Source organism: Paracoccus mangrovi (assembly GCF_042648425.1).
Lineage (GTDB): Bacteria > Pseudomonadota > Alphaproteobacteria > Rhodobacterales > Rhodobacteraceae > Paracoccus > Paracoccus mangrovi.
Genome location: NZ_JBHRXJ010000004.1, coordinates 82,229 through 105,128, shown reverse-complemented (window position 1 = coordinate 105,128; position 22,900 = coordinate 82,229). Strand labels below are relative to the sequence as shown.

Genomic DNA, 22,900 nt, shown 5'->3' with positions numbered 1-22,900 from the left:
GTTACCGCCCCGAACCCTTGGCCGTCAACAAAGGAAACCTGTCGCGTCTTTCATGTCCAAATATCCATCGCGACGGTCCAATCGCTCCGACGGCGAATGGACAGGCGGCCACAGCGCCCCCGGCTTTGCCCCCTTGGGGTTTTCGGCGTGACAACTATATTGATGCCAAGGCGCCCGGCCAGCCACGGCCCGCGCATCCGCATTCCGAAGGACCGATGATGACCGATACGAAGGAAATTTCCTGGGACGACAGCGTGCTGCCCTTCCATCTCGAAGGCCCCGACATGCGCGGCCGCATTGCGCGGCTGGGCCAGACGCTTGAACATATCCTGTCGCGCCACGACTATCCCGTCGCGGTCAGCGCGCTGGTGGCCGAGCTTTCGACCCTGACCGCGCTGATCGGCCAGACCGTCAAGCTGCGCTGGAAGCTGTCGCTTCAGGTGCGCGGCAACGGCGCCATTCGCACGATCGCCGCCGATTACTATGCCCCGGAGGCCGAGGGCGCGCCCGCCCGCCTGCGCGCCTGGGCCAGCTTTGACGCCGAGCGCCTGGCCGAGGACGTGCCGGCCTTTGACCAGCTCGGTCAGGGCTATTTTGCGGTGCTGATCGATCAGGGCGAGGGCACGACCCCCTATCAGGGGATGACGCCGCTGGCCGGCGGGTCGCTGGCGGATTGCGCGCAGACCTATTTCGAACAGTCCGAACAGCTGCCGACCCAGTTCCAGCTGACGGTGGGGCGTGCCCGCGCGCCGGGCCAGACACAGGAACAATGGCGCGCCGGCGGCGTCATGCTGCAAACCCTGCCTGCCGCCAGCCTTCCGGTCCCGGCCGAGGACGGCGATGACGCGCTGCAAAGCGCCGACATCCTGCAAGGCGCCCAGTCCGAGGACTGGACCCGCGCCACCACGCTGATGGCCACGGTCGAGGCGATGGAGCTGGTCGATCCGGCGCTGCCGCTGCCCAATCTGGTCTTTCGTCTCTTCCACGAGGAAGAGCCGGTTTCCTTTGCGCGGCAGGCGGTCGAATTCGGCTGTTCGTGCAATGCCGACCGGGTGCGCGGCACCTTGGCCATCTATTCGGCCAAGGACATCGCCCATATGACCACCGATGCCGGCATCGTCACCGCCGATTGCCAATTCTGCGGCGCGCATTACGAATTCGACCCGAACAGCCTTGGCTATGAGGCGACGGTGGATGCCGATGGCAATCCGCTGCCTCCCGGGCCGGCCAAGGGGGCCAAGGGCGGGGCCGGCGAAAGCCGGGCCTCGCTCTGATGCGGGGCCTGCGCGAAAACCTGATCGAGGCCCTGGCGACCGCGCCGGGGCCTTCGTCGGATTTCGACTTTCAGCCCGATCCCCCGGCCCCGGCCCCGGCCACCCTGCGCCCGGCGGGCGTTCTGGCGGCATTCGACGCCCGGGACGGGCGGCTTATCCTGACCAAACGCGCAAGCAGCCTGCGCCACCATCCGGGCCAGATCTCGCTGCCCGGCGGCAAGGTCGATCCCGGTGATGCCAATGAGGCCGCCGCCGCCCTGCGCGAGGCGCGCGAAGAGGTCGGCCTGAACCCCGCCCAGGTCGAAGTGCTGGGCACCATGCCGCCCCATCGCACCGTCACGGGTTTTGCCATGACCCCGGTGCTGGCCCTGATCCACGGCCCCTTTACCCCCATCCCCGAGACCGGCGAGGTCGAAGAGGTCTTTACCGTCCCCTATGCCCACATCGCCGATCCCCGGAACTATCGGATCGAGGGGCGGCTCTGGCGCGGCGTGCGGCGCGACTATTACGTCGCCCCCTATGGTCCCTATTATATCTGGGGTGCGACCGCGCGCGTCCTGCATTCGCTGGCGACAAGGCTTTCGGCATGACCCCCGCGCCCGCCCATCCGGCACCCGCGCCCGCGCGGGTCGCGCTGCCCCCCGATCCCGCGCTGGCGCGGGTGCTGGCGGCGCTTTCGGCCGAGGGCGCGCAGGCGCTGATCGTCGGCGGGGCGGTGCGCAACCTGCTGTTGGGCGAAGCGGTCAGCGATATCGACATCGCCACCTCGGCCCGGCCCGACGACACCATCCGCCTTGCCGGGGCGGCGGGCCTGCGCACGGTGCCGACCGGCATCGACCATGGCACCGTCACCGTCATCGCCGATGGCCGGGGCTATGAGGTCACGAGCTTTCGCCGCGATGTGGAAACCGATGGCCGCCACGCCGTCGTCGCCTATTCCGACAACCTGGCCGAGGACGCCCGGCGCCGCGATTTCACCATGAACGCGCTTTACGCCACCGCCGACGGCACGGTGCTGGACCCGGTCGGCGGGCTGCCCGATCTTGCGGCGCGCAAGCTGCGTTTCGTCGGCGATGCCCATGACCGCATCCGCGAGGATTATCTGCGCATCCTGCGGTTTTTCCGCTTTCTGGCATGGTATGGCCGCGAGGCGGAATTGCAGGCGCTGGCCGCCTGTCATGAACTGCGCGGCGGCCTGAGCGGCATTTCGAAAGAACGCATCGGCCATGAAATGCGCAAGCTTCTGGCCGCGCCCGACCCGTCCCATGCGCTGGCGCTGATGGCCGAGGCGGGCGTTCTGCCCATGGTGCTGCCGGGCGCCGATGCCTCGGACCTGCCCGAGCTGATCGCGGCCGAACAGGATTTCGGCAGCGGCGCCCTGCCCAAATGGCCGCGCCGGCTGGCGCTGCTGGGCGCGAATGACGCCGCCACCGCCCTGCGCCTGTCGCGCGAAGAGGCGCGGATGCAGAGCCAGATCGCACAGGCGCGGGGCCTGAGCCCGGCCGAGGCCGCCTATCGCTTTGGCCGCGCGGTGGCCGCGCAGGCGGTGCTGATCGGCACCGCGCAGGGCACATCCCCCGCCTTTGGCTGGTGCCATGCGATTGCGCGCGGCGCGGCGGCGAAATTCCCGCTGAGCGCCGCCGATCTGCTGCCCATGCTGGATGGGCCGGCATTGGGGGCCGGGCTGCGCCGCGCCGAACGGGCATGGATCGCCAGCGACTTTACCCTGTCCACAACGCAGTTGCGCGCCATCGCGCTTGGCGATGGCGCGGGTGCGGCCGATGCGGGACCGGACGACACCGGACGGACCCAAAAGGGGCCGGCCGATGCATAAATATTTCGCCCGGATGATCGATGCCTTTCGCCCCGCCGAGGGGCCACCGCCGCGGCAGCTCATGGCGTTTTTCCTGTGGTGCCTGTCGGGCGCGTGGCGGGGCCTGGGATTTGCCAGCTTCACCTCGGCGCTGGCGGGGGTGGCGGATGTGGCCTCGGCCGTGCTTCTGGGTGCGGTGGTCGATGCCGCCGTCTCGACGCCCCCCGATCAGATCTGGGCGCGTCAGGGCCTGCTGATCCTGGGATTCGTGCTGTTCTTTCTGGTGATCCGCCCGGCGATCGTGGGCCTTTCCACCGCCAGTTCCAGCGTCATCATCGGCCCCAATATCCTGCCTCTGGTGCTGTCGCGGCTGCATCGCTGGACCATGGGGCACGCGGTCACATTCTTTGACAACGACTTTGCCGGCCGCATCGCCCAAAAACAGATGCAGACCGCCCGCGCGGTCACCGATGTGGCCTCGGAATTCGTGAATGTGGTGGCCTTTGCGCTGGCCTCGGTGATCGGTTCGGCGGCGTTCCTGGTTTCGGTCGATGGCTGGGGCGCGGTGGCGCTGATCGTCTGGCTGGTGGCCTATATCCTGCTGATCCGGTTTTTCATGCCGCGCATCCGCACCCGCTCGGCCAGCCGGGCCTCGGCGCGGGCGCTGATCACCGGACAGGTCGTCGACACCATCACCAATATCAAGACCGTCAAGCTTTTCGCCCATGCCGAATACGAGGACCGCGCCGCCCTTGGCGCCATGGCCGGGTTCCGCGAACGCGCGCTGGATTTCGGCCGCGTCAGCACCTGGTTCCGGCTGTCGCTGATGATCGTCGCCGGCGCCTTGCCGGTGATCCTTGTCGGCGGCGCGATCCTTTTGTGGCGACAGGGGCTGGCCACGCCGGGCGACATCGCCGCGACCGGCGCCATCGCCATGCGGCTGGCGCAGATGACCGGCTTTGTCAGCATGGCCTTGATGAGCGTCTGGGGTTCGATCGGCGAGGTCGAGGACGGGATGAAAACGCTGACCCCGCCGCACGCCCTGACCGATGCGCCCGACGCCATCGCCTTGGGCCGGGTCGCGGGGCGCATCGACTATGACCGCGTCAGCTTTGCCTATGGCACCGAAGGGGGCGGCGTCCGCGATCTGGACCTGCATATCGCGCCGGGCGAAAAGCTGGGCATCGTCGGTGCCTCGGGCGCGGGAAAGTCGACCATGGTGTCGCTGCTTTTGCGGCTTTATGACGTGGAACGCGGCGCGCTCAGCATCGACGGCCACGACCTGCGCGCGGTGACCCAGGAAAGCCTGCGCCGCAATATCGCCATGGTCACCCAGGAAACCGCGATGTTCAACCGCTCGGCCCGCGACAATATCCTTTATGGCCGCCCCGACGCGACCGAGGACGAGATCATCGCCGCCGCCCGCGCCGCCGAGGCGCATGACTTCATCCTGAACCTGCGCGATCATGCCGGGCGCACCGGCTATGACGCGCATCTGGGCGAACGCGGGGTCAAGCTTTCGGGCGGCCAACGTCAGCGCATCGCTTTGGCCCGCGCGCTGCTCAAGGATGCGCCGATCCTGGTGCTGGACGAGGCGACAAGCGCCCTGGACAGCGAGGTCGAGGCCCAGGTTCAGGACGCCTTGCACCGCGCCATGCGGGGCAAGACCGTGCTGGCCATCGCGCATCGCCTGTCGACCATCGCCGAGCTGGACCGCATCGTGGTGATGCAGGATGGCCGCATCGTCGAACAGGGCAGCCATGCCGAATTGCTGGCCCTTGGCGGCACCTATGCGCGCTATTGGAACCGGCAATCGGGCGGCTTTCTGGGCACCGAGGACGAAGACAGCACCCCCGACGACAGCACCGAGGCCGCCCAGTGACGCAATGGACCGTCGAACGGCTGGGCCGGAAAGGCGACGGCGTGGCCTTGGCCGCGGATGCCCGCGCGCTGGCCGCCCTGACCCTGCCCGGCGAGGTGATCGAGGGCGAGGCCGCCGATGGCCGCATCGCCGCGCCGCGCATCCTGAGCCCGTCGCCCGACCGGGTGCGCCCCGCCTGTCCGCATTACCGCGCCTGCGGGGGCTGTTCGCTGATGCACGGCTCGGACGAATTCCTGCGCCGCTGGAAGGTGGGCGTGGTCGAACAGGCCTTGCAGGCACAGGGTCTGGCCGCGCCGATCGCCGGGATCCATGTCTCGCCGCCGCGCTCGCGCAGACGCGCGGTCCTGTCGGGACGGCGGACAAAAAAGGGCGCGCTGCTGGGCTTTCACGCCCGCGCGTCCGAGGTGATCACCGATATCGCCGATTGCCAGGTGCTGCGCCCCGCGATTCAGGATGCGCTGCCGTTTCTGCGGCGTCTGGTCGTCGCCGGCGGCTCGCGCATGGGTGAGATGTCGCTTGCCGTGACCGAAACCCCCGCCGGGCTGGACGTGGCGGTGACCGGCGGCAAGCCCATGGATTCCCAGCTTTTTCAAAGTCTTGCCGCGCTGGCCGACGAGGGCGATCTGGCCCGGCTCAGCTGGGGCGACCGGACCATCACCCGCCGTCCGCCGGCGCTGGTCATGGGGCGCGCGTGGGTGGTGCCCCCGCCGGGCGCCTTTCTGCAAGCCACGCCCGAGGGCGAGGCGGCGCTGATCGCCGCCGTGCGTGACATCACGCGAGGCGCCGGGCGGGTGCTGGACCTTTTCGCGGGCTGCGGCACATTCACCCTGCCGCTGGCCGAACAGGCCGAAATCCATGCCGTCGAGGGGTTGGCCGCACCACTGGCCGCGCTGGACGCCGCCGCCCGACAGACCGCCGGCCTGCGCCGAATCACGACCGAGACGCGCGACCTTGCGCGCCGCCCGCTGCTGCCCGACGAGCTGCGCCATGACGCAATCGTGATCGACCCGCCCCGCGCCGGGGCCGAAGCCCAGGCCCGCGAAATCGCCCGCGCACAGGTGGCGCGCCTGGCATGGGTCAGCTGCGATCCCGTCACTTTTGCACGAGATGCGCGAATTCTTGCCGAAGGCGGCCTAGATATTGTGCGCCTTTTTGTCGTCGATCAGTTCCGCTGGTCGCCGCATGTCGAAACCGTGGCGGAAATTCGCCGACGCTAGCGAAGATTTAACCTCTGTGGTATTTCCTAGGAAAACAAGGTGCATAGCACACATAGAGGGCAGTGATGATTCGGGCAGCACGCGCATTGATCGCGATTTTGGCGATTGCCGTGGTGGCAAGCTGTGGCAGCGGCGACAGCAGTACACCCAACAAGATGAAAGCTTATAGCGGCCCGCCCGTGACCCAGATCGTGGTCAAAAAGGGTGAGCGCAAGCTCTATCTGATCAGCGGCAAGTCCCTGCTCAAGAAATACGACATCAACCTGGGCAAGCAGCCCATCGGCGACAAGCAGTATGAAGGCGATGGCAAGACCCCCGAGGGGGTGTATTTCATCGACCGCTTCAACCCCAACAGCCGCTATCACCTGTCGGTCGGGATCTCATACCCCTCGGCCCGCGACGTGGCCGAGGCGGCGAGCATGGGCCTGCGCCCGGGTGGCGACATCTTTATCCACGGCCTTGGCCCCGAAGGGCGGGCGTTGAACCGGCCCGACTGGACGGCAGGCTGCATCGCGGTCAAGGACGAAGAGATCGAGGAAATCTTTGCCATGCTGCGCCCGGGCGTGCCGATCTTTATCTATCCCTGACGGACGGCCTTGGCGGCACGCATCGGAACGGGCGCGCGGGGCCTTTGCCCCGCCCCGCCAAGTGATTTCGTCGCGCGCCGGCCAAGCACCGCGATCATGCCCGGCAATCCCGCATCGCGGTTCTGTCCCGCAATCCGGCCCCAGAATCCGGCCCGCCAGTCAGGCCGGATCATCAGGCCCGACCATCATGCGTTTCGGCACTCCTACGGCCGGACCCCGCAGTCGGGCCCAAGACCGGGACCGGCGATCTGACCGGAAATCCCGACCCGGAACTTCGGCCGGGGTGCCGCAGACCATAGCCCAAAATGCAAAAAGCCCCGGAAACCCGGGGCTTTCGCATATCCTGCTGGGATGGCGTCGCGGTTCGGATCCCGACCTCAGCGAGGGTCAACACCCCGCAAAGGCCGGGAAACGCCCCGATCAGTTGGCGGCGAAAGCCATGCCATAGCCGCCCGCCGGGTTCAGCGGCATGGTGGCCGCGCCGCCGGTGACCATCACCCACCAGATCTTGCCCGAAGGTTCCTGATACCACCCCATGCCGAGTTCGGTCGCGCGCGGATCCATGATGATGTCGCGGGTGTCGCGGTTCTGCATCCAGGCGTTCAGCGTGGTGATCTCGTTTTCATAGGTTTCCGAGATATTCTCACCGATCAGGTGACCCGAATACCCTTGGCGGCGCACCCGTTCCAGCGGCGAGGACCCGTCCGAGCCGAAATGCCAGGCCCGGTTCTGCGCCGACATGTCACGGGCATGGGCCTTGGCGGCGGCGTCCAGCATCGGGTTCTGGACCATGGCCGGCGCACCGACATTGGCACGCAACGCGTTCACCTGTCCCAGAACGCGGCCGGGAATCTGGGCCTCTTCGCGGCCGGTGATCTTGTAGGCGACGGGCAGGGGCTGGCCGTCGGGGCCAAGCTGTTGGCCGCCGGGCGACTGGCAGGCGGCCAGCGCAAGCACCGAAACAAGCGCCAGAATCGAAAACTTTTGCATGATTTGCTGTCCCACGGGATATTTTAAGCCAGCCATACAAAAGCCCGCGCCCCCCTTCAAACCCAAGATTGCGTGAAGGCAACAGGCTGCGGCTCTGTTGCGACAATGACGCTTGTTTGAATTGCGCGGCATCTTATCTCGGCGTAAATCCGCCACAGTTGACGGCATTATCGCAAAATCGGGCAGAGAAGACCGTGGCAAGCGGTTCGCCACATATCAGGAGCAAGCAATGAACACTCCGAAATCTCCGGTCACGCGTCGGACATTTCTGGCCAGCTCGGCGGCGCTTGGCGCGGCGGGACTGGCGGCCCCGGCCATCGCCCAGGGCATCGACCCCTATACCGGCCAGCCGTTGCAGGGCACCGGCGGTGGCGCGACCCCGGATCAGGGTGTCGTGCAATACGATCAGGCGCAGGATTCGCGGCGCAATATTTCCAGCTTCCGCATGCAGGACTGGCAGCCCTATTTCAGCAACCTGACGAATGGCGCCATTCTGGTCGATATCACCTCGCGCGCGCTGCATTACTGGTCCGAGGATCAGTCGGTCTACAAGCTGTTCCCGACCTCGGTTCCGGTCAGCGCCGACCTGACCCGCACCGGCCGGACCGAGATCATCAAAAAGGTGAAAGGCCCCAGCTGGGCCCCGACCCCCGAGATGAAAAAGCGCAACCCCGAATGGCCCGATTTCGTGCCGCCGGGTCCCGACAACCCGCTGGGCACGCATGCGCTGTGGCTGAGCTGGCAGTATTATCGCATCCACGGCACGCATGACACCCGCAAGATCGGGCGCAAATCCTCGAACGGGTGCATCGGGCTCTATAACGAACATATCCAACAGCTCTATGACCTGACCAAGGTCGGCACCCAGGTGCTGTTGATCTAGTGAAAGGCCCCGCAAGGGGCCTTTTTTCATGGCGGGGCGCGCAGATCACGCCGGCCCGGGCGCCGCCTTTAGCCCGGCTGGCGCAGCGCCTCTTCCAATTGCTTGCGAAGCAGCCGCAGCACCGGCAGCGCGGCGCGGACGCGATCGGCGCCGATATCGCGCACCACATCGGTGATGCGCGGCATGAAAGCCGCCAGCGCCGCGTCCCGTGCCGCCCGGCCGGCCGGGCTGATCGCGATGAACTTGCGGCGCGCATCGTCCCAATCGGGCCGGATATGGATATGCCCGGCCCATTCCAGACGCGACAGCGTGTTGGTCATCGCACCACGGGTGACGTGGAATGCCTCGGCAAGCTCGGCCGGGCTGCGTTCGACATTCAGATGCGCGAGCAGGTTCAGCACCGAAAAATGCGAAATCTGCATGCCCTTGGGCAGCGCCTTGCCAATCAGGTCACGCGCCAGCTGGTCCGAGATGAACACCTCGGAAAACAGGCTTGCCGCCAGGGCATCGGGCGATGCCTCGGCCGAAATTTGCAACGTATCCTGCGGCTTGTGTTTCATGGGCCCGCGAATTTCCGGTCATGGGTCAGAGATGGGATGCGAGACCGTGCCCTGACAATGGCATCCGGGTCAAGTTCGACAAAAGTTACTCCGGGCTCGGTGCCGCCATCGGCCAGGACCTGACCCCAGGGATCCACCGCCAGCGAATGCCCATAGCTGCGGCGTGGCCGGCGGTCGGGATCGGCATGCGTGGCATGCAGCCCGCATTGCGCCGGCGCAAGCACATAACAGCCGGTCTCGATCGCCCGCGCCTGCAACAGCACCTGCCAATGCGCGGCCCCGGTCGTGTCGTTAAAGGCCGCGGGCACGGTCAGCACCTGTGCCCCCGCCTGGGCCAAGGCCCGGTAAAGCTGTGGAAAGCGGAGATCGTAACAGATGGTCATGCCGACATGCATTGGCGCCTGGTCCGGCCCCCGGGCCAGCACCGCCCGGTCCCCGGGACGGAATGACGCCGATTCCCGATAGGATTCGCTGTCCGAGACGGTGACATCGAACATATGCAGCTTGTCATAGCGCGCCCGGATGCCGCCATCGGGGGCGATCAGAAAGCTGCGATTGACGAAACGGTCGTCGCCATCCGCCGTCCCGCCCCGCTTTAACGCCAGCGAGCCGATCAAAAGCCAGATGCCCAGATCGCGCGCATCGGCGCGCAGCGCGGCAAGGGTCGGATCCTCATCCTCGGTCCGCAACAGATGCTGCTGCAATTCGCGGCTGACCCCCAGAAGGTTCGTCACCTCGGGCGTCAGCACCCAACCGGCACCACCCAGCGCCGCCTGCCGGACCAGATCGCGCGTGACCGGCAGATTGCGCCCCGGATCGTCCGAGACGCAAAGCTGTACCAGCCCCGCGCGAAGCCGTCCGTTCATGCCGGCGCGGCGGAAAGCAACGCGTCAAGCTTGCCCTGATGATCCAGCGCATGCAGGTCGTCGCTGCCGCCGACGCCCTGGCCGTTGATAAAGATCTGCGGCACGGTGCGGCGACCGGCGGCGCGTTTGGTCATCGCCGCGCGCAGCTGCGGATCGCGGCTGACATCGGTTTCCTGATAGGCGACGCCCTTGCGCTTCAAGAGCGCCTTTGCGGCGTGGCAATAGGGACAGGTCGGGATGGTATAGATTTCAACGGTTGCCATGATCACGTCCTAAGTTGCGGAATTCGCCCCATATCTAGGTATCCCTTGCCGTTCGTGCCAGAACCACGATCGAAATTGGTCCCGCACCCGCCGCGCGCAGCGCCTGCGCCGCCGCGGTCAGCGTGGCCCCCGAGGTCATGACATCATCGACCAGCAGCACCGGACGCCCCTGCACCCGCGGCGCCATGCGTTCGGGGACCTTGATCGCGTCCATGACATTTTCGAACCGGTCGGCGACGCTGCCGTGATCCTGCATCGGTGTGTGCCGCAGACGCTGCAACAGCGCCGGCATATAGGCCAGATCGTGGACCCGCGCGACGCGCTGCGCCAGCAGTTCGGCCTGATTGTATTTGCGCGACATGCGCCGGCGCAGATGCACCGGAACCGGCGCCACGATCATGCCCTGCCGCACCAGCGGCGTCGCCGCCCGCGCCACCCAATCGCCCAGCCGGGGCGCCAGATCCGGCCGGTCGCCATGTTTCAGCATCAAGGCCAGCTTGCGCCCGGTGCCGCGATAGACCAGCGCCGCGCGCCCGCGCAGCCAGGGCCGCTGAACCGTCAGGCAATCGTCACAGACCAGCAGCCCCGCCGCCTGATCCTGATCGTCGTCGATGCCGTCCCCGGGCAGGGGCGTGCCGCAGCGCGAACAGCAGCTGCCCTGAATGAAATCCGCCTCGCGCCAGCAGTCGGGGCACAGCCCCCCCTCTTCGGCGACGGGATTGCCGCAGCACAGGCATTGCGGCGGATAGATCAACCGCAACGCACCTTTCATCAGGCCGCGAAGCCCCCTATGTTCTGCTCCCATGATGGCCGATCACCCCAACCCTGTCCCACATCTGACCGACCGCCCGGCCTTGTTGCGCAATCGCATCCGGTCCGCGCATCCGGGCTTTGCCGATTTTCTGCATCGACTCGTCGCCGATGAGGTTCAGGATAGGCTGGCAGAGGTTAACAGAGGGTTTACCGACCCCGTCGTGATCACCGGCGCGCCCGATTTCTGGGCGCAGGCGATGCCGGGCGCCCGCATCGTTTCCGACACGCCCGAACTGGCGCTGGAACCCGGCGCGCACGATCTTGTGATCCACGCCATGGCGCTGCACTGGGCCGAGGATCCGGTCGGCCAGATCGTGCAGGCCGCGCGCGCCCTGCGTCCCGACGGCTTGTTCATCGCCGCCAGCCCCGGCGGCCGCACCCTTCACGAATTGCGCGACAGCCTGACCCGCGCCGAGGTCGAGGTGACCGGCGGCCTGTCGCCCCGCGTGCTGCCCATGGCCGAGATCCGCGATCTGGGCGGGCTTCTGGGTCGCGCCGGGCTCGCGCTTCCGGTCGCCGACCAGCTGACGCAAGCCGTCAGCTATCGCGACATGTTCCATCTGGCCCATGACCTGCGCGCCATGGGCGAGGGCAATGCGCTCGAAGGCCGCCTGCGTCATCCGACGCGGCGAGATGTCCTGTTGCGCGCGGCACAGCTTTACGCCGAAAACCACCCCGATCCGCAGAATGGCGACCGGATAAAGGCCACCTTCGAGCTGGTCTTTCTGACCGGCTGGGCCCCGGATGCCAGCCAGCAGCAACCGCTTCGTCCCGGCTCGGCCAAGATGCCGCTGGCCGAGGCCCTTGCCAGCATGAGAAAGCCGCAATGAACCGACCCGAGCACGCCCCCGCCGACCATCCGCAACTGCCCGCGCGCAAGATCGGCGTGCTGATCGCCAATCTGGGCACGCCAGACGGGACCGATTACTGGTCGATGCGGCGCTATCTCAATGAATTTCTGTCGGACAAGCGGGTGATCGACTATCCGTCATGGAAATGGCAGCCGCTGTTGCAGACCGTGATCCTGACCAAGCGGCCGTTCAGTTCCGGCGCGAATTACAAGACCATCTGGAACAATGACGCCGACGAATCGCCGCTGATGACGATCACCAAGGAACAGGTGGCGGCGCTGCGCGACCGCGCGCAAACCCTGTGGGGCGACCGGGTGATGGTCGATTTCTGCATGCGCTATGGCAATCCCTCGACCCCGGACGTGGTGGACCGCATGGTCCGCGCGGGCTGTGACCGGATCCTGTTCTTTCCGCTTTATCCGCAATATGCGGGCGCGACGACGGCGACCGCGAATGACCAGTTCTTTCGCGCGCTGATGACGCAAAAGCGCCAGCCCGCCGCGCGCACGGTGCCGGCCTATTTCGACCGCCCCGACTATATCGCGGCGCTGGCCGCATCGGTGCGCCGCGCGCTTGGCGACCGCACGCCACGCAAGCTGGTCGCCAGCTATCACGGCATGCCCAAGCGCTATCTGACCGAAGGCGACCCCTATCATTGCCAGTGCCAGAAAACCTCGCGCCTGCTGCGCGAGGCGCTTGGCTGGGACGCGGGCGTGATCGACACCACCTTCCAGTCGGTCTTTGGCCCCGAGGAATGGCTGCGCCCCTATACGGTCGAGCATGTGGCCGAGCTGGCGAAACAGGGAATCACCGAAATCGCCGTGATCTCGCCCGCCTTTTCGGCCGATTGCATCGAAACGCTTGAGGAAATTCAGGGCGAGATCCGCGAGGCTTTCGTTCATGCCGGCGGGCGCGAATTCACCTATATCCCCTGCCTGAACGCCGATCCTGACCATATCGATACGCTGACGGCCATCGTCGCGGAAAATCTGGGCGGCTGGATCTAGCCGGCGCGGCAACGCGCCGCATTTTGTAAGCCAGGCGCAAGCTTCGGGACCGACAAGGCCCCGAAGCCGCTGGCAACCTGTCTCGCCGGTCGGCACGGGACAGGACATGACGCAGGAACATACGATCTGGCTGGCGGTGGGGTTCATCGGCCAGCTTCTGTTCACCTCGCGATTTCTGGTGCAATGGATCGCCAGTGAACGCGCCCATCGCAGCGTGGTGCCGCTGGCCTTCTGGTGGTTCAGCATCGCCGGGGGCGCGACGCTGCTGGCCTATGCGCTGTGGCGGCGCGATCCGGTCTTTGCCGTCGGGCAGGCATCCGGTCTGGTGATCTATGCCCGCAACCTGATGCTGATCGGGCGTCACCGCCGGGATACCTGCCCGCAATGACCCGTCTGCTGCGCCCATTGCCGCTGGCCATGCTGTGCCTGCTGGCCACTGCCATCGTCGGTCTGTGGCTGCGGCCGCTGACCGCGATCGACGAAACCCGCTATCTGGCCGTGGCCTGGGAAATGCACCAATCGGGCAACTGGTGGGTGCCAACCAAGAATTTCGCGCTTTACAGCGACAAGCCGCCCTTGCTGTTCTGGGCGATCAACCTGGTCTGGCTGGTGACCGGCGTCGGCGAATTCGCGGCGCGGCTGGTCGGGCCGATCTTTGGTCTGGCGGGGCTGTGGCTGACCGCGGTGCTGGGGCGCAGGCTGTGGCCCGAGGATGCCGGGATCGGCGGTCGGGCGGCGATGGCGCTGGCCGGGCTGATGGTCTTTGCGCTGTCCTCAAGCCTGACGATGTTCGATGTGCCGCTTTCCGTGGCCACGCTTTTGGGTCTGATCGCGCTGGAACGGGCGGGACATGCCGATTCCGGGCTGCGGCCATGGCTGGGCTTTGGCGCGGCCATTGCGCTTGGCGTGCTGACCAAGGGGCCGGTGATCCTGTTCCACCTTTTGCCCGCCGCCATCCTGCTGCCGGTCTGGGGTGCGGATCCCATGGGCTGGCGCCGGCTGGCGCGGGGGCTGGGTTTCGGGCTGCTGAGCGGGCTGGGACTGATCGCGCTTTGGCTGGTGCCGGCGGCGATTCTGGGCGGGCCGGAATATCGCGCGGCCATCCTGTGGCATCAAAGCGCCGGGCGGCTGACCGAATCCTTTGCCCATGCCCGGCCGTGGTGGTTCTATCTGGCACTGGTGCCGGCGCTGGGATTTCCGCTGTTCTGGAGCCCGGCCCTGCTGCGCGCGGGCTTTACCTTTGGCTGGCGCGCGGATCGCGGGCTGCGGCTTTGCCTGATCTGGGCCGGGACGGCGGCGATCCTGTTCAGCCTGACCAGCGGCAAACAGATCCATTACCTCGTTCCCGAATTGCCGGCGCTGGCGTTGATCGCGGCGCGGTTGGGCCGGGATGCGGGACGCTTTCGGCTGGTGCCGGTGCAGCTTTTGCTGGGGCTGCTGGCGCTGGCGGGGCTGGCGGCGGGTCTGGGCCTGTTGCCGCTGCACCGGATGCAGGCGCTGTTGCAGCCGGGCTATATGCTGATCCTTTGGGCGGCGCTGATCGGCGGGATCTGTCTGTTGGCGGGCCGCATCCGCGGGTTCGAGGGGGTGATGCTGATTTCGCTTGGCTTGCTTCTGGCGGGCAACCTGCTGATCGGCACCACCCAGACCGCCCGCATCTTCAGCACCCACCCCATCGCCGCGCGCATCGCACCGCAACAGGCAGAGGGGCTGGCCTTTCTGGGCTCGCGCTATCACGCCGAATTCAACTTTGCCGCCCGGCTGACCGCGCCGGTGGCCCAGCTTGCCGACGCGCCGGCGATCGCCGGCTGGCTGAAACAGCATCCGAACGGCCTTTTGATCGGCCGTATGGACCAATCCCCTCTGCCCTGGCCGCCCCGTGAACTGGTCACCTTTCGCAATCGCGAATGGGGCCTGTGGTCGGCCGCCGATCAAAAGGAGCCCTGAAAGATGACGGATATTTCCTGCAAGGCGGTCTCGGTCGTGATCCCCGCCCATGACGAGGCGACCGCGATTGCCCCCCTGATCGCCGAAATCGATCAGGCCCTGACGGGTCAGGATTACGAGATCGTCGTCATCGACGACGGCTCGACCGACGAGACGACGAATATCCTGCGCGATCTGGCCGGGCGTCACCCGCGGCTGCGCTGGCACCGGCATCCGCAGGCGCGCGGCCAATCCACCGCCATCCGCAGCGGGGTGCGGCTGGCGCGCGCGCCGGTGATCGTGACGCTTGACGGGGACGGACAGAACCCGCCCGACCAGATCCCCCGCCTTCTGGCGCGGCTGCGGGCGGGCGGGCCACGGCTGGGGCTGGTGCAGGGGCAGCGCGCGGCACGTCAGGACAATCTGGGCAAGCGGCTGGCATCGCGCTTTGCCAACTGGCTGCGCGGGTCATTGCTGCGCGACGGGGTGCGCGATTCGGGATGCGGGCTTAAGGCGTTCCGCCGCAGCGCCTATCTTGAGCTGCCCTTTTTCGACCATATCCACCGCTTCATGCCGGCGATGATGCTGCGCGAGGGATGGGACATCGCCACGGTCGACGTCACCCACCGCCCGCGCAATGGCGGCCGGTCGAAATATTCGAACCTGAAACGCGGGCTGGTCGGAATCCCCGATCTGATGGGTGCGGCCTGGCTGATCCGCCGGTCGGGGCGCAATCCCGGCACGCCCGACCCGATGGCGGCGGCGATGGCGCATTGCCCCCATCCCGCGATGGGGCCGGTCACAGATCAAGAATCGCCTTGATGACGCCGGCCTCGGGGCGCGCCCAATCCTGAAACAGCGCCACCCCATCGGCCAGCGCGCCACGATGGGTATTGAGCGCATCGGCCGGCACCCGGCCGGCGCGCATCTGGGCCACCACCTCGGCGAAATCGTCGGGCTGGGCGTTGCGGCTGGCGATCAGGGTGGCCTCGCGCTTATGGAACTCTGGGTCCGAAAAGGCGATGTTCTGGCGCACGACCGACAACAGCACATAGCGCGCACCATGAGCCAGAAAGCCGAAACCGCGTTCGATGGGCGCGGCGGCCCCGGTCGCGTCGATCACCACATCGAACCAGTCGCCGCCGGTCAGGCGGCGGGCATTGGCCTCGGCCCCGGCATCGGCGATCAGCACGGCATCCGCCCCCAGCCGGTCCCGCGCGAATGCCAGCCGGTCCTGACGCATGTCCATGACGGTGACATGCGCGCCCCGCGCCTTGGCGAATATCACCGCCGACATGCCGATGGGGCCGGTGCCGGTAACCAGCACGCGATCCCGATCCGAAACCGCGCCGCGTTTGACGCCATGCGCGCCGATGGCCAGAAACTCGATCATCGCCGCATCGCGCAGCGCGATATTGCCGGTCGGCACGACGTTCTGCACCGGGACCGAAATCATCTCGGCCATGCCGCCATCGGTATGCACGCCCAGCACCCGGATATTGACGCAAGCATTGCTTAACCCGATCCGACAGGCCTGACAGTCGCCGCAGGCCAGATAGGGCACGATATAGACCGGATCGCCGGGGTTCAGGCCGCTGTCTTCGGGCGCGGCCTCGACGGTGCCGGACAGCTCGTGGCCCATGACGCGGGGATATTCCAGAAACGGATGCTTGCCGCCAAAGATGTGGAAATCGGTGCCGCAAATGCCGACATGGCGGATGCGGACCAGCACCTCACCCGCGCCGCGTTCGGGTTCGGGGCGCGAGATCAGCGCAAGCCGGCCCGGTTCCTCGCAGATCAGGGCCTTCATGGCGTGTCCTCCGTGCCGAATGTCAGCTGTACCTTGCAGGCAAGGCTGCGGTCGCCGGCCAGCTCAAAGGCCTCGCGCGCGCGGGCCAGCGGCAGGCTGTGGGTGATGATCGGGCGCAGGTCGATCCGGCGGTCCCCGATCAGATCGACGGCCTCGGCGAATTCGGCATGGAAACGCTGGCTGCCGCGCCAGGTGATTTCCTTGCCCACCAGCGCATTCAGCGGAAAGGTCATGTCGCCGGTCACGCCGACCTGAAGGATGGTGCCGCGCGGGCGGATACAGGCGAATGCGGCGCGCAGGGCGGGGCCGGCGGCGGAACAGTCAAAGATCAGATCGACCTGTCCCTTGTCCTTTTGCAGGGGGGTCAGGGCATCGGGATCGGTCGCGACATTGATGGTGACCGCCGCCCCCATGGCGCGGGCGCGCTCCAGCGCCGCATCGGTCAGATCGGTGACGGTGATGTCGCTCACCCCCGCATGCCGCGCCGCCGCCAGCACCAAAAGACCGATCGGGCCCGCGCCGCTGATCAGCACCCGCAGCCCGGCCAGATCGCCCAGAAGATCGCGCGCCCGCGCCACCGCATGCAGACAGACGGCCAGCGGTTCGGCACAGGCGGCCTCGGCCTCGGTCACGCCTTCGGGCAGGGGATGGACCTGCCGGGCGGGCACCACGAACAGATCGCGAAACATCCCCTGTTCATGCGGCAGCCGCATGGCCGAGCCCATGAAATGCATGTCCAGACAATGGATCGGCATGTCGCGCCGGCAATATTCGCAGACGCCGCAGGGCTGGGACGGATTGACCGCGACCAGCGTGCCGGGCGCAAGATCGACCCCGGCGCCGGTCTCGACCACTCGCCCGGCCGCCTCATGCCCGCAGATGATCGGTTCGCGCACGCGGACGGGGCCGAAACCGCCATCCTGATAGTAATGCAGGTCCGATCCGCAGATCCCCCCCGCCGCCATGCGCAACAACACCTCGCCCGGTCCGGGGGGCGCAAGATCCTGTTCCTCGACCCTCAGGTCATGGGCGGCGTAAAGGCGGGCGACGCGGGTGCGCATGGGGCAATCCTTGGGTTAGCGGATCAGGCCAAGCTGCGTCGGCAGCCACAGCGTGAGCGCGGGAATGAACGTGATCAGGATCAGCGCGATCACCAGCGGCGTCATCCATGGCAGGATCGCCAGCGCCGTGCGTTCCACCGACAGCTTTGAAATCCGCGACAGCACGAACAGCACCATCCCCACCGGCGGCGTCAAAAGCCCGATCATCAGATTCAGCGTCAGGATCACCCCCAGATGCACCGGGTCGATGCCATAACGCGCCGCCACCGGCATCAGGATCGGCACCAGGATCGAGATCGCCGCGATGGTGTCCAGAAACGCCCCCACGATCAAAAGGATAATGTTCACGATGATCAGAAACGTCCACCAGTTGTCGGTCAGCGCGAACATCGCATCCGCGAAAAGCTGGGCCGCCTGACTGACCGTCAGAAGCCAGGCAAAGATCGAGGCGGCGGTGACGATGAACAGGACCGAGGCGGTCGTCTCGATGGTGTCGAACGACGCCTTGGCCAGCGTCCGCCAGGTCATGGTGCGATAGCGCACAAGACCCAGAAACAGCGTCCAGATGACGGCGGCGACGGCGGCCTCGGTGGGCGTGAACCAGCCCATGGTCATGCCGCCGATCAACAGCACCGGCGCCATCAGCGCCATCACCGCATGCCAGTCGAAATACCAGTCCGCCGCGACCAGCGCGACCAGCGCGATCAGCACCGCCAGATTGACCGACAGCCCGGCCATGACCAGCACCCAGACGGCCAGCGGAAAGCACATGACAACCGCGACCTCAAGCCCGGCCCCGGCCAGCTGGCGCAGGTCAAAGGGCGTGTCCGATCCCCAACCATAGCGGCGGGCAAAGACATAGACGGTCAGCATCATCAGTCCCGCCATCACGATCCCCGGCAGGATGCCGGCCATGAACAGCGCCCCGATCGAGGCATTGGCCATCATCCCGTAGATGACAAAAGGCAGCGAGGGCGGAAAGATCGGCCCCAGCGTCGCGGATGCGGCGGTGACGCCCACGGCGGCCTCGACCGGATAGCCGTGATCCTTCATCGCCTTGATCTCGATGGTGCCGATGCCGGCGGCGTCGGCAAGCGCGGTGCCCGACATGCCCGAAAACACCACCGAGCCGACGATATTGACCTGTGCCAGCCCGCCCTTCATCCAGCCGACCAGCGACAGCGCGAAATGATAGATGCGCCCGGTCACGCCGGCGATGTTCATCAGGTTCCCGGCAAGGATAAAGAACGGCACCGCGATCAGCGGAAAGCTTTCCACCCCGGCGATCATGCGCTGCGCGGCAATGATGTCGGGGGCGACATTGTAGATCCCGATATAGGCCAGCGAGGCCACCGCCATGGCGACCGCCACCGGCACCCCGATGATCATCAGGAAAAGAAACGCTCCGATCAAAAGCAGCATGGCGTCATACCCCCGTCGGGCCGGTTTCCGCGGCCTCTTCGCGCACGGTCTTGCGACCGGTCAGATCCTTGACGAAATTCTGCACCGCCCGCAGCAGCATCAGCACGAAGGCCACGAACACGGTGTAAAAGACAAAGCCGCGCGGCAGATCGACGGTGACCATGCGCTCGCTGCCCACGATGTCGATATAGCGCCACATCAGCCAGCCCATATAGGCGTAAAAGCCGATCGAGATGAGATCGACCACCACCTCGAGCCCGCGTCCCAGCCGGCGCGGCAGGAAATTATAGATCAGGTCCACCGCGATATGCCGCCCCATGCGCACGCACATGGCCGCCCCCATGAACACCACGATCACCAGACAGTTCGCGGCGATCTCTTCGGTCCAAGCCAGGCTGTTGTTCAGCGCATAGCGCGTAAAGAATTGCAGAAAGACACAGATCGCCATGCCCCAGAACACGGCCAGCGTCAGCCAGTCCTCGATGGCGTAATGCGACAGATCGACGGGCCCGCTTTCGTCCTCGAAGGCATGGGCCATCTCGTCGATGCTGACCTGAGGATGGTTCTGCTGGGTCATTTGCACCTCGGGGTTGGATCGGATGTCAGGGGGTCGGCATGTGGGGTCCGATGCGCGGATATGGGCCGCGCATCGGGGTCATGGCCTTATTGCAGGGCGCGAATGGCCTCGAGGTCGGCCTTGACATAGCCAAAGTCCTCGGGGGCGACCTTTTCGTTCACGGTCTTTTCGAAATCGGCCTTGTCCACCTCGTTGACGCCGATGCCATCGGCGCGGAACTTCTCGACCAGCGCCGCCTCGCGTTCGGTGACGATCGCGGTGGCGCGGGCGGCGGCCTCAAGCATCACCTCGGAAAAGATCTGCTTGTCCTCGTCCGAAAGGCTCGTCCACAGCTGTTTCGAGATCAGCGTGTTCAGATGGTCGACGATATGGCCAGTCAGGGCGATGTTCTTCTGGACCTCGTAGAACTTTTTCGCCTCGATGGTGGTCAGCGGGTTTTCCTGTGCCTCGACGGTGCCGTTTTGCAGCGCAAGATAAACCTCGGCAAAGGCGATGGGCGTGGTGTTGGCCCCGCAGGCGCGCGGCATGGCCAGATAGGCGGGCACGTCCGGCACGCGGATCTTAAGCCCCTGCATATCGGCGCAGGTCTTGATTTCCTTGTTCGAGGTGGTGTGACGGGTGCCGTAATAGGTCACGGCGGCGATATGGTTGCCGGTCGCATCCTCATAGCCCTGCGCCAGCCGCTTGAAGACATCGCTTTTGGCATAGGCCAGAAGATGCGCGGAATCGCGGAAGATATAGGGGTAATAGGTCACGCCGATCGGCTTGTAATCGCGCGCGGCAAAGCTGGAACCCGAGATGATGATATCGACCGTGCCCAGCTTCAGGCCCTGATTGATGTCGGATTCCTTACCCAGCTGCGAGGCGGGAAAGACGTCGATCTTATAGCGGCCATCGGTGCGCTTGGCGATTTCCTCGGCGGCCCAGACCGATTCTGTGTGGAACGGTTCGGACGTCTCATAGACATGGGCCCATTTCAGTACGGTCTGCGCCTGTGCGGCAATGCTGCCGGCCATCACCATTGCGGCGGCCAGGGTCAGGCGGGTCAATCTGAACTTCATGCTTGTTCCTCCCTTTGCTTTTCGTTCAGTCGTCTTGCAGGATCGCGTGCTCGGCCTGTTCGCCCAGCACATTTTCGTTGAAACGGCGCTGCGATTGGGTCAGGTGGTGGCGCATCGCGGCGCCGGCGGCGGCGGGATCGCGCGCGGCCAGCGCGTCGCGGATCAGACGATGTTCCGCCAGGGCCTCGCGCCAGGTGCGCGGCCCCTCGAAATGCGCCGAATAGCGCGCAAAGATAGGCGTCAGCCGCTTTTGAAAGATCTGCGCCACCAGCCCGGACAACAACGAATTGCCCAGCCCCGATGCGATCAGATCGTGAAACCCGGCATCGATGCGGATGGCCAGCGGCGTGCGGTCCATCGCCGCCGCCATCTGTTGCAGATTGTCATCGAGCGCCGCGATCAGATCCGGCGTGACCAGCACCGCCACCTGTTCGGCGATGGTGCTTTCGATGATGCAGCGCGCCTCAAGCAGCTCCATCGGGCTTTCGGCATCGGCATGCAGCACGCCCGCCGCCCCCTCATGCCCCGGACGCAGCAGATAGATGCCCGAACCCATGCGGATTTCCACCTGCCCCTCGACCTCAAGCGCGATAAGCGCCTCGCGCAGCGACGGGCGCGACACGCCCAGCCGCTCGGCCAGATCGCGTTCGGACGGCAGGCGTTGGCCGGGACCAAGCCCCTGTCCGGCGACAAGCAACATGATCTGATCGGCCACCTGCCGGTATTGCCGGCGGGACCTCGGATCGTTGAGCACGCTTTCCTCCGTGAAATGCGCCGCCTCCCCGCGGCGCGGTCAAACTGGTTTGACCAATTTCAGGTTAGTGAGCGTTCGCAAAATCCGTCAAGAAAATTCTGCGATTCAGGCGAAACAATGCATACGTTGTTCTGTTATGATTTGATAATTCGGTATTTTTATTCGACCCCCAACCGGGTCACAGACGGAATGCCCAGCTTTTGGGCCCAGTCCTCAAAGGCGGCCGCCGTCACCGGATCCAGAATCACGCCGGTCCGGTCCCGCGCGCGCGCGACATCCCATTCCCGGTCGCCGGGCGCCATCACCCGGCAATCGGCCCGCGCGGGCGATGCGCGCAGCGTCTCGACATAGCGGCGCATCCCGGCGTCAAAGCCGTCCCGGTCCAGAAACGCCTCGGGGTTCAGCGCCAGCACGAAAGCGCCCATGCCGCGCGGCGTCGACATGTCCGGCCCACCCATGGGCAGGATGTCAAAGCTGAGCCGCATCCCGGTCAGAACGGCGCTGAAAATCTCGGCCACGCCGGCCAGCGCGGCGCCCTTGAAGCCGAATTCGCCGCCAAGCGGGGCCAGCATGTCGACCCGTTCGGCGTCGCGCGTATCCACGCCCGCGCTGTCCGAGGCCGTGCCCTGCGGCAGCTCGACCCCAAGGCTGCGATAAAGCTGCACCCGGTTATAGGGGATGGCGCTGGTCGCCATATCCAGAAACCACGGATTGTCCCCGGCCACGGGCACCGCCATCGAAATCGGATTGGTGCCGTGAAACCGCATCGCACCGTCATGCAGGCGCACGAAACTGTCGGAATTGCAAAAGGCGATGCCGATGAACCCCGCCTCGGCCGCCGCCAGCGCATAGGCCCCGGCCGGGCCGAAATGCGAATTGTTGCGAATGGCGACCGCGCCCAGCCCGAATCCGCCCGCCAATTCGATCGCCCGCGCCATGCCGCGATAGGCGCCCAGCGCGCCCTGGGCATTGTCGGCATCCAGCACCTCGACGGCGCCAAAGCCGCCGACCCGGCGCAGCACCGGATTGCGGTTCAGCCGCCCGCCCTGCAACGCGGTCAGGTAATGCGGCAACAGCCGCACGCCATGGCTGTCGACACCAAAGCGGGTGCCGTGCAGCATGGCGCGGGTCGCCGCATCCCCGGTGGCCCCGTCGGCGCCAACGGCGGCAAAGGCATGGCGACAGAACAGATCTAGCTGCGACAGCGGGATATGTTGATCAGGGGACAAAACCGGCTTTCCTATGATGGGTCGGGGAATGGGATCACGGCGGGCCGGATGATG

General features: G+C 66.3%; 24 protein-coding genes. 12 read left to right on the top strand and 12 right to left on the bottom strand.

The features are described from left to right. Nucleotides 1–218 precede the first annotated feature (218 nt). The 6 genes from hslO (at nt 219) to ACFOMH_RS07230 (ending at nt 6,773) form a co-directional block, all read left to right on the top strand. On the top strand, nt 219–1,274 hold the full coding sequence (gene hslO, locus ACFOMH_RS07255; RefSeq protein ID WP_374427783.1) for an Hsp33 family molecular chaperone HslO: 1,056 nt from the start codon (nt 219–221) through the stop codon (nt 1,272–1,274). Beyond that, entirely contained in the window at nt 1,274–1,864 is a 591-nt protein-coding gene (locus ACFOMH_RS07250) for an NUDIX hydrolase (protein WP_377743574.1), read from the top strand. The genes hslO and ACFOMH_RS07250 overlap by 1 nt, the downstream gene beginning before the upstream one ends. Further along, nucleotides 1,861–3,108: a CCA tRNA nucleotidyltransferase gene (locus ACFOMH_RS07245; RefSeq protein WP_377743572.1), complete on the top strand. Its 1,248-nt coding sequence runs from the start codon at nt 1,861–1,863 to the stop codon at nt 3,106–3,108. Before ACFOMH_RS07250 ends, ACFOMH_RS07245 begins: the two co-directional genes overlap by 4 nt. Continuing rightward, a complete protein-coding gene (locus ACFOMH_RS07240) occupies nt 3,101–4,969 on the top strand; it encodes an ABC transporter ATP-binding protein (protein WP_377743569.1) in 1,869 nt (622 codons plus the stop codon). Before ACFOMH_RS07245 ends, ACFOMH_RS07240 begins: the two co-directional genes overlap by 8 nt. Then, nucleotides 4,966–6,186, top strand: a complete 1,221-nt coding sequence (locus ACFOMH_RS07235; RefSeq protein WP_377743567.1) for a class I SAM-dependent RNA methyltransferase — start codon at nt 4,966–4,968, stop codon at nt 6,184–6,186. The genes ACFOMH_RS07240 and ACFOMH_RS07235 overlap by 4 nt, the downstream gene beginning before the upstream one ends. Nucleotides 6,187–6,251: 65 nt before the next feature. Further along, nucleotides 6,252–6,773 (top strand): L,D-transpeptidase family protein, encoded by a 522-nt coding sequence (locus ACFOMH_RS07230; RefSeq protein ID WP_374427795.1) that lies wholly within the window; start codon nt 6,252–6,254, stop codon nt 6,771–6,773. A 420-nt stretch (nt 6,774–7,193) separates the two neighbouring features. Here the strand turns inward: ACFOMH_RS07230 and ACFOMH_RS07225 are convergent, their stop codons facing one another. Next, entirely contained in the window at nt 7,194–7,763 is a 570-nt protein-coding gene (locus tag ACFOMH_RS07225; RefSeq protein ID WP_374427797.1) for a CAP domain-containing protein, read from the bottom strand. 229 nt (nt 7,764–7,992) lie between these two features. Between ACFOMH_RS07225 and ACFOMH_RS07220 the strand changes: the two genes are divergently transcribed. Beyond that, nucleotides 7,993–8,646: a L,D-transpeptidase gene (locus ACFOMH_RS07220; protein WP_374427798.1), complete on the top strand. Its 654-nt coding sequence runs from the start codon at nt 7,993–7,995 to the stop codon at nt 8,644–8,646. 68 nt (nt 8,647–8,714) lie between these two features. Here the strand turns inward: ACFOMH_RS07220 and ACFOMH_RS07215 are convergent, their stop codons facing one another. From ACFOMH_RS07215 to ACFOMH_RS07200, 4 genes are read right to left on the bottom strand one after another with little or no spacing between them, the layout of a single operon-like run. Next, nucleotides 8,715–9,206: a MarR family winged helix-turn-helix transcriptional regulator gene (locus ACFOMH_RS07215; RefSeq protein WP_374427801.1), complete on the bottom strand. Its 492-nt coding sequence runs from the start codon at nt 9,204–9,206 to the stop codon at nt 8,715–8,717. Then, complete coding sequence (locus ACFOMH_RS07210; RefSeq protein ID WP_377743563.1) at nt 9,203–10,072, bottom strand: carbon-nitrogen hydrolase family protein; 870 nt, start codon at nt 10,070–10,072, stop codon at nt 9,203–9,205. Before ACFOMH_RS07210 ends, ACFOMH_RS07215 begins: the two co-directional genes overlap by 4 nt. Beyond that, nucleotides 10,069–10,335, bottom strand: a complete 267-nt coding sequence (grxC, locus tag ACFOMH_RS07205) for a glutaredoxin 3 (protein WP_374427807.1) — start codon at nt 10,333–10,335, stop codon at nt 10,069–10,071. The genes ACFOMH_RS07210 and grxC overlap by 4 nt, the downstream gene beginning before the upstream one ends. A 34-nt stretch (nt 10,336–10,369) precedes the next feature. Next, nucleotides 10,370–11,107 (bottom strand): double zinc ribbon domain-containing protein, encoded by a 738-nt coding sequence (locus ACFOMH_RS07200; protein WP_377743561.1) that lies wholly within the window; start codon nt 11,105–11,107, stop codon nt 10,370–10,372. A gap of 31 nt (nt 11,108–11,138) precedes the next feature. Here ACFOMH_RS07200 and ACFOMH_RS07195 point away from each other — a divergent pair, with 31 nt between their 5' ends. The 5 genes from ACFOMH_RS07195 to ACFOMH_RS07175 all read left to right on the top strand — a co-directional run bounded on the left by ACFOMH_RS07195 (nt 11,139) and on the right by ACFOMH_RS07175 (nt 15,754). Continuing rightward, the gene (locus ACFOMH_RS07195) at nt 11,139–11,978 is read left to right on the top strand and encodes a methyltransferase domain-containing protein (protein WP_377743559.1); all 840 of its coding nucleotides are present in this window, start codon (nt 11,139–11,141) and stop codon (nt 11,976–11,978) included. Continuing rightward, nucleotides 11,975–13,006 (top strand): ferrochelatase, encoded by a 1,032-nt coding sequence (hemH, locus tag ACFOMH_RS07190; protein WP_374427814.1) that lies wholly within the window; start codon nt 11,975–11,977, stop codon nt 13,004–13,006. The genes ACFOMH_RS07195 and hemH overlap by 4 nt, the downstream gene beginning before the upstream one ends. Before the next feature lie 106 nt (nt 13,007–13,112). After that, nucleotides 13,113–13,394, top strand: a complete 282-nt coding sequence (locus ACFOMH_RS07185; RefSeq protein ID WP_374427817.1) for a lipid-A-disaccharide synthase N-terminal domain-containing protein — start codon at nt 13,113–13,115, stop codon at nt 13,392–13,394. Beyond that, a complete protein-coding gene (locus ACFOMH_RS07180; RefSeq protein WP_377743557.1) occupies nt 13,391–14,953 on the top strand; it encodes an ArnT family glycosyltransferase in 1,563 nt (520 codons plus the stop codon). The genes ACFOMH_RS07185 and ACFOMH_RS07180 overlap by 4 nt, the downstream gene beginning before the upstream one ends. A gap of 3 nt (nt 14,954–14,956) precedes the next feature. Continuing rightward, the gene (locus ACFOMH_RS07175; RefSeq protein WP_374426132.1) at nt 14,957–15,754 is read left to right on the top strand and encodes a glycosyltransferase family 2 protein; all 798 of its coding nucleotides are present in this window, start codon (nt 14,957–14,959) and stop codon (nt 15,752–15,754) included. Here ACFOMH_RS07175 and ACFOMH_RS07170 read toward each other — a convergent pair. The 7 genes from ACFOMH_RS07170 to ACFOMH_RS07140 form a co-directional block, all read right to left on the bottom strand. Beyond that, a complete protein-coding gene (locus ACFOMH_RS07170; protein WP_374426134.1) occupies nt 15,732–16,742 on the bottom strand; it encodes a zinc-binding alcohol dehydrogenase family protein in 1,011 nt (336 codons plus the stop codon). The two genes, ACFOMH_RS07175 and ACFOMH_RS07170, sit on opposite strands and share 23 nt — an antisense overlap. After that, nucleotides 16,739–17,803: an L-idonate 5-dehydrogenase gene (locus tag ACFOMH_RS07165; RefSeq protein ID WP_377743554.1), complete on the bottom strand. Its 1,065-nt coding sequence runs from the start codon at nt 17,801–17,803 to the stop codon at nt 16,739–16,741. The genes ACFOMH_RS07170 and ACFOMH_RS07165 overlap by 4 nt, the downstream gene beginning before the upstream one ends. 15 nt (nt 17,804–17,818) lie before the next feature. After that, on the bottom strand, nt 17,819–19,225 hold the full coding sequence (locus ACFOMH_RS07160) for a TRAP transporter large permease (RefSeq protein ID WP_374426138.1): 1,407 nt from the start codon (nt 19,223–19,225) through the stop codon (nt 17,819–17,821). 4 nt (nt 19,226–19,229) lie between these two features. Beyond that, nucleotides 19,230–19,802: a TRAP transporter small permease gene (locus ACFOMH_RS07155; RefSeq protein WP_377743552.1), complete on the bottom strand. Its 573-nt coding sequence runs from the start codon at nt 19,800–19,802 to the stop codon at nt 19,230–19,232. Nucleotides 19,803–19,888: 86 nt separating this feature from the next. Further along, a complete protein-coding gene (locus ACFOMH_RS07150) occupies nt 19,889–20,863 on the bottom strand; it encodes a sialic acid TRAP transporter substrate-binding protein SiaP (RefSeq protein ID WP_377743550.1) in 975 nt (324 codons plus the stop codon). A gap of 25 nt (nt 20,864–20,888) precedes the next feature. Then, on the bottom strand, nt 20,889–21,617 hold the full coding sequence (locus ACFOMH_RS07145; RefSeq protein ID WP_374426144.1) for a FadR/GntR family transcriptional regulator: 729 nt from the start codon (nt 21,615–21,617) through the stop codon (nt 20,889–20,891). Between the two features lie 158 nt (nt 21,618–21,775). Beyond that, on the bottom strand, nt 21,776–22,846 hold the full coding sequence (locus ACFOMH_RS07140) for an Ldh family oxidoreductase (protein ID WP_377743547.1): 1,071 nt from the start codon (nt 22,844–22,846) through the stop codon (nt 21,776–21,778). Between the last annotated feature and the right edge of the window lie 54 nt (nt 22,847–22,900).

Excerpts from the sequence above, each read along its gene's own strand:
- hslO (WP_374427783.1), top strand. The coding sequence starts at position 219 with ATGACCGATACGAAGGAAATTTCCTGGGACGACAGCGTGCTGCCCTTC.
- ACFOMH_RS07250 (WP_377743574.1), top strand. The coding sequence starts at position 1,274 with ATGCGGGGCCTGCGCGAAAACCTGATCGAGGCCCTGGCGACCGCGCCG.
- ACFOMH_RS07245 (WP_377743572.1), top strand. The coding sequence starts at position 1,861 with ATGACCCCCGCGCCCGCCCATCCGGCACCCGCGCCCGCGCGGGTCGCG.
- ACFOMH_RS07240 (WP_377743569.1), top strand. The coding sequence starts at position 3,101 with ATGCATAAATATTTCGCCCGGATGATCGATGCCTTTCGCCCCGCCGAG.
- ACFOMH_RS07230 (WP_374427795.1), top strand. The coding sequence starts at position 6,252 with ATGATTCGGGCAGCACGCGCATTGATCGCGATTTTGGCGATTGCCGTG.
- ACFOMH_RS07225 (WP_374427797.1), bottom strand. The coding sequence starts at position 7,763 with ATGCAAAAGTTTTCGATTCTGGCGCTTGTTTCGGTGCTTGCGCTGGCC.
- ACFOMH_RS07220 (WP_374427798.1), top strand. The coding sequence starts at position 7,993 with ATGAACACTCCGAAATCTCCGGTCACGCGTCGGACATTTCTGGCCAGC.
- ACFOMH_RS07215 (WP_374427801.1), bottom strand. The coding sequence starts at position 9,206 with ATGAAACACAAGCCGCAGGATACGTTGCAAATTTCGGCCGAGGCATCG.
- ACFOMH_RS07210 (WP_377743563.1), bottom strand. The coding sequence starts at position 10,072 with ATGAACGGACGGCTTCGCGCGGGGCTGGTACAGCTTTGCGTCTCGGAC.
- grxC (WP_374427807.1), bottom strand. The coding sequence starts at position 10,335 with ATGGCAACCGTTGAAATCTATACCATCCCGACCTGTCCCTATTGCCAC.
- ACFOMH_RS07200 (WP_377743561.1), bottom strand. The coding sequence starts at position 11,107 with ATGAAAGGTGCGTTGCGGTTGATCTATCCGCCGCAATGCCTGTGCTGC.
- ACFOMH_RS07195 (WP_377743559.1), top strand. The coding sequence starts at position 11,139 with ATGATGGCCGATCACCCCAACCCTGTCCCACATCTGACCGACCGCCCG.
- hemH (WP_374427814.1), top strand. The coding sequence starts at position 11,975 with ATGAACCGACCCGAGCACGCCCCCGCCGACCATCCGCAACTGCCCGCG.
- ACFOMH_RS07185 (WP_374427817.1), top strand. The coding sequence starts at position 13,113 with ATGACGCAGGAACATACGATCTGGCTGGCGGTGGGGTTCATCGGCCAG.
- ACFOMH_RS07180 (WP_377743557.1), top strand. The coding sequence starts at position 13,391 with ATGACCCGTCTGCTGCGCCCATTGCCGCTGGCCATGCTGTGCCTGCTG.
- ACFOMH_RS07175 (WP_374426132.1), top strand. The coding sequence starts at position 14,957 with ATGACGGATATTTCCTGCAAGGCGGTCTCGGTCGTGATCCCCGCCCAT.
- ACFOMH_RS07170 (WP_374426134.1), bottom strand. The coding sequence starts at position 16,742 with ATGAAGGCCCTGATCTGCGAGGAACCGGGCCGGCTTGCGCTGATCTCG.
- ACFOMH_RS07165 (WP_377743554.1), bottom strand. The coding sequence starts at position 17,803 with ATGCGCACCCGCGTCGCCCGCCTTTACGCCGCCCATGACCTGAGGGTC.
- ACFOMH_RS07160 (WP_374426138.1), bottom strand. The coding sequence starts at position 19,225 with ATGCTGCTTTTGATCGGAGCGTTTCTTTTCCTGATGATCATCGGGGTG.
- ACFOMH_RS07155 (WP_377743552.1), bottom strand. The coding sequence starts at position 19,802 with ATGACCCAGCAGAACCATCCTCAGGTCAGCATCGACGAGATGGCCCAT.
- ACFOMH_RS07150 (WP_377743550.1), bottom strand. The coding sequence starts at position 20,863 with ATGAAGTTCAGATTGACCCGCCTGACCCTGGCCGCCGCAATGGTGATG.